General features: G+C 36.2%; 9 protein-coding genes and 1 pseudogene. 2 read left to right on the top strand and 8 right to left on the bottom strand.

What is annotated here, in order from left to right:
• From BQ5361_RS00820 to BQ5361_RS00795, 8 genes and pseudogenes are all read right to left on the bottom strand, one after another.
• On the bottom strand, nt 1-644 hold a 644-nt coding region (locus tag BQ5361_RS00820), incomplete at its 3' end, for a cysteine peptidase family C39 domain-containing protein (RefSeq protein ID WP_257587906.1).
• 5 nt (nt 645-649) lie between these two features.
• Nucleotides 650-1,996 carry a radical SAM/SPASM domain-containing protein gene (locus BQ5361_RS00815; RefSeq protein ID WP_071424860.1) on the bottom strand — a complete coding sequence of 449 codons (1,347 nt, stop codon included), beginning with the start codon at nt 1,994-1,996 and terminating at the stop codon, nt 650-652.
• Nucleotides 1,993-3,384 carry a DUF4932 domain-containing protein gene (locus tag BQ5361_RS00810; protein WP_071424859.1) on the bottom strand — a complete coding sequence of 464 codons (1,392 nt, stop codon included), beginning with the start codon at nt 3,382-3,384 and terminating at the stop codon, nt 1,993-1,995. Before BQ5361_RS00810 ends, BQ5361_RS00815 begins: the two co-directional genes overlap by 4 nt.
• Nucleotides 3,385-3,463: 79 nt before the next feature.
• Nucleotides 3,464-3,778 carry a hypothetical protein gene (locus BQ5361_RS10475; RefSeq protein WP_143047448.1) on the bottom strand — a complete coding sequence of 105 codons (315 nt, stop codon included), beginning with the start codon at nt 3,776-3,778 and terminating at the stop codon, nt 3,464-3,466.
• 388 nt (nt 3,779-4,166) lie between these two features.
• A pseudogene (locus tag BQ5361_RS10245) lies at nt 4,167-4,457 on the bottom strand (cysteine peptidase family C39 domain-containing protein); the annotation flags it as partial.
• A 19-nt stretch (nt 4,458-4,476) separates the two neighbouring features.
• Nucleotides 4,477-5,943: a M1 family metallopeptidase gene (locus tag BQ5361_RS00805; protein ID WP_143047447.1), complete on the bottom strand. Its 1,467-nt coding sequence runs from the start codon at nt 5,941-5,943 to the stop codon at nt 4,477-4,479.
• Nucleotides 5,944-5,979: 36 nt separating this feature from the next.
• Nucleotides 5,980-7,359: a radical SAM/SPASM domain-containing protein gene (locus tag BQ5361_RS00800; RefSeq protein ID WP_083389207.1), complete on the bottom strand. Its 1,380-nt coding sequence runs from the start codon at nt 7,357-7,359 to the stop codon at nt 5,980-5,982.
• Nucleotides 7,360-8,006: 647 nt separating this feature from the next.
• Nucleotides 8,007-8,471 carry a lantibiotic dehydratase gene (locus tag BQ5361_RS00795; RefSeq protein ID WP_035474710.1) on the bottom strand — a complete coding sequence of 155 codons (465 nt, stop codon included), beginning with the start codon at nt 8,469-8,471 and terminating at the stop codon, nt 8,007-8,009.
• 1,043 nt (nt 8,472-9,514) lie between these two features.
• Here BQ5361_RS00795 and BQ5361_RS00790 point away from each other — a divergent pair.
• Both BQ5361_RS00790 and BQ5361_RS10925 read left to right on the top strand, forming a co-directional pair.
• Nucleotides 9,515-10,582: a Fic family protein gene (locus tag BQ5361_RS00790; protein ID WP_035474317.1), complete on the top strand. Its 1,068-nt coding sequence runs from the start codon at nt 9,515-9,517 to the stop codon at nt 10,580-10,582.
• A 1-nt stretch (nt 10,583) separates the two neighbouring features.
• Nucleotides 10,584-10,700: a hypothetical protein gene (locus tag BQ5361_RS10925; protein ID WP_336433324.1), complete on the top strand. Its 117-nt coding sequence runs from the start codon at nt 10,584-10,586 to the stop codon at nt 10,698-10,700.
• The last annotated feature ends 101 nt before the right edge of the window (nt 10,701-10,801 follow it).

The raw sequence follows: 10,801 nt of genomic DNA, 5'->3' as shown, positions 1-10,801 counted from the left end.
CCGATACCCGTATCGACGACCGATTGGGTCAGGAACGGAAGAATCAGACCGAGTACGGCAGCAATCAGCATCGCAAGGCCGAGTTGGAGCAGGTAAGATTTGTAAGGCCGCAGATAGCGCAGCATCGAGGCGAAATTCAGTCGTTTGTCCTCATCGCCCTTCTCGGCATAGAACTCCGGTTTCGGCTCCAACAGGAGGGCAATGCCTTTGGCCGAGGAATCGCCGGAAAGGTCGCCCTGCAAAACGGAATCTTCGGCTCCAGTCTGCAACCACGATTTGAGAAATTGTCGTTCGCTATATTTGAGTAATCCTACGGCCGGATCGGAAACATAGACCCACCACTGCCCGCGTTTCTTCTCGATTTTATAGACGACCACGAAATGTCGCTGGTTCCAATGTACGATGCAAGGAAAATTGGCTTCGTCGCGCAATTGCTGCCAGGTGAGTTTTACACCGACCGACCTCAAACCGATACTTTCAGCCGCATCGCTGATACCCAACAGCGAAACGCCTTCCCGCGTGATGTGGCAGCGCTCACGCAGATTTTGCAGGGAGTAGTGTCGACCGTAAAACGCGGCGATGATTCGCAGGCACGTCGGGCCGCAGTCCATCGAATCGAGTTGGGTATAGTGGGGGAAAGGCATAAGTCCTATTTATTTGTGCTTTGAAATTCAATAGCTTTTTTACGTGCTATATGAATTTTTAGGAATTCAGCCATATAACCTTTATAAAAAGTGCAATTACAGTTATGGCCGTTGTCAAATTTATTCTCGATTCTTTGAAGAGGGCACCCGCCATTACATATAGGAAGATATTTACATTGTGAGCATACAACATCCTCAAGGGTATCGGCTCCGAATAATTGGCGATTCAAGATTTTTTCATTGATATCCATTAAACGGCCCTCATTATTTATTTTACCGATAGCATACTCTTTATTACCTATCACCTCCCAACATTTGTAAGCATACCCTTCAGGGTCGAATGATATAGCCATATGGTCCCGTATAGCGCACTCATTAAATGCACTTTCAGGATAACGAATAAAAGGAGAATCAAACCCTTGCTTTGCTAAATCTAATATAAATTCCGAACGTTCTTTATGATTAAATAACGTGCTTTTGATTTTATTCCTGTCACAATTGCTTGCTCCTCTATCCAATACGAAGGCAGGGGAAATTCCCATGTGGCGACGTCCTTCGAAACGTTTGGAATACAACTGGCATAACGGAATATATTCGTGGGCGTTTTCATGTGTCAGATTAACACGTATAACAATATTAATATCGGGAGCAAGATCATTTAGTAATTCTATATTTTTTAATACTCTTTCAAATACATCTTCTCCGCTGGGCAAGTGTTTTACTTTGTTATGGGTTTCCTTCATACCATCCAAAGTAATTTGTGTTGAAGAAATTCCAACTTTCTTCATTACACGTATGACCTCTTCATTGATATGATATCCGGTAGTTATAATATTGGAAGAAATAGGTTTTTTCCATATGGCAGAAAACTTATCATAAAACTCCTCTATTTGAGATATGGCCATTAATGGTTCGCCTCCGAACCATGTGATCCTCATCATTTGTAAATCGGGTTGAGCAGTAATGTATTTTATGATTGCATCCATAGTTTCAGCAGTCATATAGTTTTTCTCTTTATATTTCTCAAAACAATAATGACATCTGAAACAACAATCCATGGTAGGTGCTAACGTTAAATGCATTCCGATTTGTTGGATTCGGGTATTTGTTATAGACGCTTTATATTTCAAATAATCGTCTTCATCATTTTCTGTTATAATGCCATTAGTGCATAAGGTATCCCATAAATCTTGGTCTATAACGTATTCAGGTAGTTCTTTATACTGTTGATATTTTTGAAGAAATAAATAGGAATCTGCATCTATTTCGATAAGGGCGTTTGAAAGAGAATTGTATGCGTAATACTCTTTGTTCTCGGTATCGAACAAGAACGTGTATTTAGACAGCTTCATTTTTGTATAGTGTTAAATATTAAATTTCTACATGTCTTGTCTAAGTGAAAGTATTTTGCCGATATAAACCCTTCCGGCAGCAGTTGTATCCCATAGGTGCAATTAGGTTCGGATTCTTCAGGCGCCAGTATCAGTTTCACCTGCAGTTTATCTTCAGACCATTCTACGGCATTTATGTAGAGTTCTTTTACATTAGGATCATCAGAGCCACTTCCGTAAAATCCCCAAGCGCCGAGCATAGGTTCTGAGAAAGTTATGATTATCTCGTTGAAACCGGTAATATCCGAATTAACTGCAGGATATACATTGGTAATATATGGATGTCTGTTTTTATATTCTGTTAGGACAGAATCAAAATTATCAGCCGTGAAATTTAAAAAAGCTATGAGCTGGGGCATGAAATCTTCTATATGAGGGTACAGATCCCTGTGCGCGTAAAAGTTTTCCATAAAATCCATGCTGCGCCGCATCCATATAAAACCTCTTGCTACTTGATAGCTTACCCGTGCATTGAACGATGAGTACCCAGTTTCTTTCAGGTATGCAAGAACGCATAAATTATTAAGCCATTCTTCTAATGTGACGTCTGCTCCGGAGTAAGCTAACTGGTGCATTTTATCCTCTACATACGGATAAATTTTATTGGCTGAATATTCCATTTGCGGCGACCATCGATCAAATAATGGATTTGTATAATGGTGACAGAATTCATGTATTATGGTCGGTAATGTTAGGAATGAATTCACATGAGGCATACCGTTCCCATCTTTCATAACTCCGACCAATATTCCATTGCGCAAAGCATAATTACTCGGGCCGTTCGTTATACTTATGTATATATCCAGCTCCTTATCGAACTCTTTTCCGAAAAAAGAATAAAACCATTGGGTGTCGATTGTGGCCAGAAGTTCATTCATCCGATTGGTGGCGATATCATATAATTCTTTATGATCTTTGTAGAATTTGTGAAAATTACTTTCTTTATAGAATTGATTGATCATTTTCAGATACTTAGCAAACAACTCCTCATTCCATTGAGAATCATATTTTGATATTTGTGAAATGTCGAATTGAGGCTGCAATCGTATTTTGCCGTTTTTTATCTCTAACATTTCCGCTGTAGTGGACACGTTATTGTAGCCTATCGCATGCATTGTATTTAATTCGCGGATATAATTGATAGGCTCGGTAAACTCATAGGGAGCTAATTCTGTTATAATATCTTCTACATAAGACGGTATGGCACATTCACAATATTCCGGTACTCCCGCTAATGCGAACATGATGCTGGTAAGCTCAAAGCGCTCATCTACTTTGGATATGATTTGCGAGTAAGATTGCACGTTAAAAAAGAGCATTCCTACAATTATTAATAGTGTTTTTTTCATAATTTTTTGGAATGTGTTTTATTATTTGGGCAAATGAAACATTTGTTTCATTTGCCCGTCAACGCCTTAATTTTCCCGATTATGGTATTCCATTATAATCCGCTTGACCCGGGCACCATGTCATATATTTAGGCATTTGTCCACAGGTTGAGTGTTCATATAACATCCCCACAGTACATGTCACATATGGTAAAACACTTCCGCAATTTGTAGACTCATACATAGCAACCGAGGATTCTTTGCATGTAGTAAATATTCTGGAACTTCCACCACATCCATCGTGTGCTGAGAGGATAGTACATGTTCCTGAATTGATAATTACGCCGCCAGTAATCTCTTTCATAAGATTATTTTTCAGGAATCGACTTTCTTCTATTACTTTAAACTTACTCATAGTTGAAAGATTTTAAGGTTAGCCTACTCTTTTATAGCTTTTCGGCATCCGCTATATTGTGTTATACTTCATAAGATAACAAAAGAAAGCCTAAGCCGTGAATTGATTATTATGATTTATAAATAGTTATTTGGTTCCAAACCATATAGATACAAGGTGGCTGGCCTCGAACTATTTTTAGACTAATGAAACTATGTGAAAATACATTTATGTCATGAGAATCTTTATCAAAAGTGTGGTTTCATTTTCTTGCAATTTAACAGATATAAATCATCTAAACAATATTTGTTTTGTTAAAAGTTTTCTGTAAATTAGCATGTTATATGATTATAGTGGCTGCTACGCAAAAGGAGGGGAAGGTACTACCGTTTACCCCGCTTTTTTATACCACCACGAAATGCCGCTGGTTCCAATGTATGATGTAGGGAAAATTGGCTTCGTCGCGGAGCTGTTGCCATGTGAATTTTACACCGACCGACCTCAAACCGATACTTTCAGCCGCATCGCTGATACCCAACAGCGAAACGCCCTCCCGCGTGATATGGCAGCGATCACGCAGATTTTGCAGGGAGTAGTGCCGACCGTAAAACGCGGCGATAATTCGCAGGCACGTCGGGCCGCAGTCCATCGAATCGAGTTGAGAATATGAGGGGGAAAAGCATAAAGAACAACAATTTATAAGGAAAGGAATCGAATTTTTATATACTATCAATAAAATTCTCTAATTGTTCTTGAGTAACATATCCTGAAGATAATAAGATTTCTTTAAAGTCATCAATACTACAGCGCTTTTTTGTTGCCATTTCCTTATAGAAAGTATGTAATAATTTCATAAATTTATCTTCTCCGATTGATTGCGCAAATAAATGGATTAGATACGGTGTTTTTTCATAAATAATCACAGATGGTCCAGTTTGATTTCCGGTCAGATTAACATAATTATTCTTAAGATTTTTGATAGAGATGGAATCGGAACTATTACCATAGATAGCTTCATAATACTTTTTTTTCTCTTGAAAAATTTCATTTCTTATATCTAAATCTTTATAGAAAGAATAAATAGCAAGATATTCTACCATACTTTCATTAAAAAAATAATAAAATGAAGATGATATCGGAGGAGCATATTGAATGAATGTGTGAATAATCTCATGAACAAGAGAATGTGTTTCCCACATCGTTTTGTCTATAATCAAACAAAAATTTTGATTTCCACAATCCATCATACTACCCCAACGAAATATCTCATTATTGGCATCTAAAAAATAAATATCTCCATCAGCTACTGTTATATGATAAGGGATGGACACATTAAAAAACTCAATAAGATATTTTATTGATTCAAAAAGCTCTTGAGGTAAATTATCCCTTGTTGAATTATACCCAGTAATAGGAGATAATGTATAGTAATAATTCCCATCAATCTCTAATGTGTCTGCGGCAATATCCTTTGCAAACAAACACTCTATTTGAATCGTTTTGTAATTGAAATTTAACTGCTTATAAAACTTTTTGTTTAGCAAAATAAATGATTGCCTACCTTCGGATAGTTGTTCGTATTTGGTATTGAATAGATTAGTATCGACTCTATTTATATCATAAGCATATACATCAATATTGTTTGTAGTGTAGAAATTTGCTTCTGATATATACATATCATTTGTTGTAAAATACCAAGATTGCCATTTTGAGAAATATAATTGCATATAAACCCAAGTTGATGAAGGAACTCTAAAACCAAAATCAGAACTTAAATTATAAGATATAGAGATATGACAATTTCTATCAGGCAATTTCACAAGTAATCTTTCTCTATTTATAGTAAATTCAAGCGGCATGCAAATGTTTGATATTGGATTTGTTGTCGTTATGTTTATGTTACTTATATTATTGAAATATGAATTACCATTAATTTTATAAGGAGATATTCTATTTAGTTTTAAAGTTAATGTATCTTTATCATAATCATCAATTAATAATTCTTGTTTAACAGAAACAGAATAGCTATAAATTGCAGGATAATAATCGCTGATACTTTTATTGAACTCGAACAAACGCTCCTGCTCTGGTCCAATATAGATATTTAATGATGAAATTATCGAAGGAGTCGCATTCGTAGCAACGGTTAGCAAGAGATAAACTGCAATAATTATGATGCGTTTCATTTTCTACATCCAAATTTTAGTGATAAATCTCACACATTAGTTATCAGAGAAAAATCCAGGAAAATATTGCGTTAAGTAGTAATAAATTTTCAGATTAAATTCCCATCTAATTTCTTCTAATTTGCAATGATTAATATCCATAGAGGACCTGTTACTTATATTATCCGTAACCTTTTGTGCCAGACACCCACCAGAACATAGATATTTCAGCCAGCATTTTTTACATTCGTTAATTTCATCAACAGAAATAGGAGTGTATAAATCTTTATCTAAATAATTACTGTATATATCTCCAATTTTGTACTTTTTATCATTCATCAAATTTGTACAACTAAAAATATCTCCATCAGCCGTAATTGTATAATAATTATATCCTGCACTACAAATAACTGCTCTCAAAAATCTATATCTAATAGAATGATCTAGTTTTTTAAACTCACGATTGTAGATTTTCTTTTGAGGGATTATCACTTCATGTAGATAGTAATCACATAATTTATTATATTGTTCCTTCAAATTATTTAAACTTGATTCATCATACGTGGTTAACTCTAAATGGTTTCTATTTTCAGAATTAAAAGCATGCATAATTGTGAAAGGCACCCCAAACTCTTCAAAATATTTATAAGTTTCCAATAAATATGGGTTGTTATTGACAATAGTTGCGCGTATTTCAACGTGAATACCATTCTCTTTCAATCTACGAATATTTTGGATGACGTTATGAATACTTTTCTTGCCATTTTTATAATGACGAAGATTATATTCATTGTCAGGACCATCTAAACTTATTAAAACAAATATATTATTTGTTTTGATGAAATTAAGTAATGCATTATTAAGGATTGTTCCATTGGAAGTGATTGAATAGCAAATATTATAATCAGAATATGTTTCTTTGAGATGCTTTATCGTAAATTCCATTATCGGGAAATTCAGTAGAGGTTCGCCACCAAAAAAATACACTACTCGCTGCTTCTCTTTTTCCGGTGTATTCTTAAAAATATAAGCAAAATTTCTTTTGACATCTTCTTGTGTATAACTTCTAAAATTTATGCCATTGCCTGCATACACAAAGCAATAAGGACAACTCAAATTACAACTTGAAGATATCGGTAAAACAATATGGGTAAAATCATTCTTACTTCGGTCTGCTTCATTATATCGAGATGTACTTGGAGCCGACACTATTTTATTTATAATAAAATTATTAATATCCTTATAATCAGATAATTCTTGTGCTAATCTAATTCCTCCTTCTTTAATACTTTGCAGGAACGATATTAGTCGTTTATCTTTTAATGGATATAATTGAAGTGTCGGAGCGTGAAAAAATAAGACTACATCGTCAGAAATGGGAATTAACCGAATATCGTCACTTTTGAGTTTCATTTTTAGCGGTTTATTATTACTCATAATGTAGTAGTATTTTATGTTTTTATCGTTGAAAGCAGTGGGAAAATCCCACTGCTTGACACATTAAAATAATCAGCCTTATGGTTTTCTGGGAGGAATTACAGTAATAACCGAGTCACAACCTCCTGTCACGACACCATCGCACTGACCAACATTTCTTGGTTGGCATATCATAAGCATATTCGGACAGGTAGGCGTCACTAGGCTATCGCACTGATCTATCAAAACTAATTTGCAAGGATCGTCTGTTACCTGTGCAGTACACGTACCGCCTAATATCATTTGAGATTTTTCGGAATTTAATAATTCCATTTCAAATTTTTTCATAATCCATTGTGTTAAATTTTTTAACTTCATTTTATTTCGACAGATAGTTTGAACTGCCGTTTTTACAAGACCATTTTTGCGAATGCCTTTTTGCGTTTTAGTTAAACTTATAAGCTGTCAAACTTTGTTTTGTTTACTTGTAGGAGGCTTCTTTATTTAGGCAGGCAAAACCGAAATAAGAATATTAAATTTTTGTTTTGTAATTTTAATTGCAGCTTCTGGTACTTCATCCTGTCTGTTCCAAATATCTTCGATGATCAATCATACTTCTTGTTTGATTTTATGCCCTGCTGATTCACAACATATTTTCAATAAAGCAACTATATACGGCGCTGCGGTTTCTTATAGCGATATTTTCCGCCGATTTCATAAAGGCTGTCATTCGGGTAATATACGAGTTGCTCCCGCACGTTGGGGTCACGCTCAATCTCCTGAATCAGAGCACACAGATATTGCATGTCCAACCGGGTACGGCGTTTGTTGTCCTTCGTAGCCGGTAATTCGATCGATGTACTGTCCGCAATCTTTCCCGTGCTACATCCTGCGAATAAACCGAACGGAGTACACCGTGTCATTGCCCGATGCCGGTATTTCAGAACGGAACGCTCGAATTTAGTCTGCTTTTTTCGGTCTTTCGATACACAACCTTCATACAGCTCCGGCGAGGCTAAATAGAGCGCTTCCCGAAATTCAGGACTCAAGGTCGTATCTTCTGCCGGAGCATCCAGCGGAAATAATGGCGTCCTGAAAACAAAGTCGGGGAAAGGGATAAACGTCGGTTTCATTATGTCAATATAAATTACAAGATTAGGTTCCTTTTAACAAGATAACAATACAATATGTCAACAGCAAATACTTTGAAATAAAAATCTCTTTAGGTGTAAATTATTTTGATATAGCATCATCAATAAATATTTTTTCCATATCTTTATATTTTCTATAAGTGACCATTTAATAGTTAATATTCGTTGTTGCTTAACAAAATAGTTGATAATCTATCTGATATAAAATCACTTAATAATTGCATAAAGAATTGTTGGCTATATTTATATTCGGAATGTGGTGTCATACGACATAATATAAGATATCATAATCAATAATCGGTTGACTATAAATTGTATAGTCAACCGGTTATGATTTTATTAGCTAATGATGTAGACAAATTTGGCTTATCCAAATTGCTACTCTTCTCTATTTCTTAATATAAGACGATTCATTTCTTCAAGTATTTCTGACCTTAACTTATTATCTTCAGACTTAAAATCATGGATATACTTATTTGTTATATCCATGATTTGGTCAGAATAATCAATATTCTGAAAAAGGGATGTCAAATCTGCATATTTAATATTCCCATTACTATTACTCCGATAGGTGTTCAAAATCAACAGCAGAAATTCATCAATAGGTAAATTTTTTAAATTTCACCTTATCTTCTTCCTCTTCCTCTTTCGCTAATTTTGCTCGCAGTTTGGTGAATTTCTGAGCAAGAGCCCATTCAGAAACATCCTCCTTATCGAATAATCCATTCAAAAGGTCTATAAAACTAATTGTTTCATTAGATGCATTAAAATTCTCTTCGACCAGTGAAATTATATTGTTATTAACGGATGAGGGATCATTTTAAATATGATGTATATACAACTTACGGCATCAAAAGGCAGGGCTGGTGGTGAATCTCTATTTTCTTTTCATCAGTTGTCTTTTTTATTTTGTTTCTATAGGTAGCTGTTGACGTCAGATAAAGCGATTTAGGTAAAAGGTTGTATCATTACAACCTTTTGGGCGTTTTTTTATATCTTTGCATTGTTTGTTGATAAATATGAATATGAAGTATCTTAATATAAAGAAAGCGTTGACTGCATGGCAGAATTTGCAGCCGCTGTCGGAGAAGGATAGGGAAAGGCTCAGTCGCCGTTTTACTGTGGATTTCAATTACAACAGTAATCATATTGAGGGTAATACGTTGACTTATGGCCAGACGGAAATATTGCTACTTTTCGGCAAGGTGATTGGGGAGGCAGACGTGCGTGACGTGCAAGAGATGACCGCGAGCAACGTAGGCCTGCGAATGATGACGGAAGAGGCTACGGTGAAGGGAGTGCCATTGACACAGAATTTTATCCGGACATTGCATAAAACCATATTACGAGAAGATTATACTGTTTATCGAGATTTGCCTGGTGGTATGCAGACGAGTTATGTAATTCATGCCGGCCAGTATAAGACTCGGCCTAACAGTGTTATCACCCGATATGGGGACAGATTCGAATATGCCTCACCCGAGGAGACTCCCGGACTGATGGGAGACTTAGTGGACTGGTATAATACAGCAGAACAAGAAAGGAAACTATCTCCAGTAGAGTTGGCCGCACTGTTTCACTACCGTTATATACGCATTCATCCTTTCGAGGACGGTAACGGTCGTATTGCCCGGCTGTTGGTCAATTACATCCTAACGCGCCACGACTATCCAATGATTGTGGTTCGTAGTCGTAAAAAGAGCGAATATCTGGAAGCTTTGCATCAGACAGATCTCGAAGTAGGTCCTGTCCCTAGTGATGGAGCCCATGCAGGGGTCAAGGATATCCGTCCTTTTTTGAAATATTTCAATGACTTGGTGGCTACAGAAGTGTATAATGATGTGCTGTTTGTGAGCGAGAGGAATGAGAATGTGTGGTGGTATGATGGGGAACGGATTGCATTCCGAACGCCCAATTATACAAAAATACTGAACGCTATGCGAACTCAGCCCACGCTGACGCTGGCGGACATGAAAGAGGAAACGGGTATTAGCGTGACGGCTATTCAGAAACTGTTGGTACAGTTAATCTCCAATAAATACGTGGAGCGCGGAGAGAAGGATGGTAGCTGGAGAGTGTTTGTGACACAGTGATATACTATTAATACCGGAAATACAGGGACTGGTCACAACTATCCCTATCGGGGTATTCGACTGGATATTGTTCGACGCCTGTCCTATGGCCTCGGTAGAAGTGCTCTATGAGCTGTGAAACAAGATGGAATGGATCATTCTCTCATCTGTTTGCATCAATATATTGTGATATTTAATTTTCAATTATTGCAAACATAATAATTTGATTTTGGATTACCA

The organism is Tidjanibacter massiliensis, assembly GCF_900104605.1.
Lineage (GTDB): Bacteria > Bacteroidota > Bacteroidia > Bacteroidales > Rikenellaceae > Tidjanibacter > Tidjanibacter inops.
Note: the sequence above shows the minus strand (reverse complement) of the source record. Positions and strands in the feature narration are given on the sequence as shown.

Bases quoted from the DNA above. Each gene is read 5' to 3' on its own strand.
- BQ5361_RS00815 (WP_071424860.1), bottom strand. From the start codon at position 1,996: ATGAAGCTGTCTAAATACACGTTCTTGTTCGATACCGAGAACAAAGAG.
- BQ5361_RS00810 (WP_071424859.1), bottom strand. From the start codon at position 3,384: ATGAAAAAAACACTATTAATAATTGTAGGAATGCTCTTTTTTAACGTG.
- BQ5361_RS10475 (WP_143047448.1), bottom strand. From the start codon at position 3,778: ATGAGTAAGTTTAAAGTAATAGAAGAAAGTCGATTCCTGAAAAATAAT.
- BQ5361_RS00805 (WP_143047447.1), bottom strand. From the start codon at position 5,943: ATGAAACGCATCATAATTATTGCAGTTTATCTCTTGCTAACCGTTGCT.
- BQ5361_RS00800 (WP_083389207.1), bottom strand. From the start codon at position 7,359: ATGAGTAATAATAAACCGCTAAAAATGAAACTCAAAAGTGACGATATT.
- BQ5361_RS00795 (WP_035474710.1), bottom strand. From the start codon at position 8,471: ATGAAACCGACGTTTATCCCTTTCCCCGACTTTGTTTTCAGGACGCCA.
- BQ5361_RS00790 (WP_035474317.1), top strand. From the start codon at position 9,515: ATGAAGTATCTTAATATAAAGAAAGCGTTGACTGCATGGCAGAATTTG.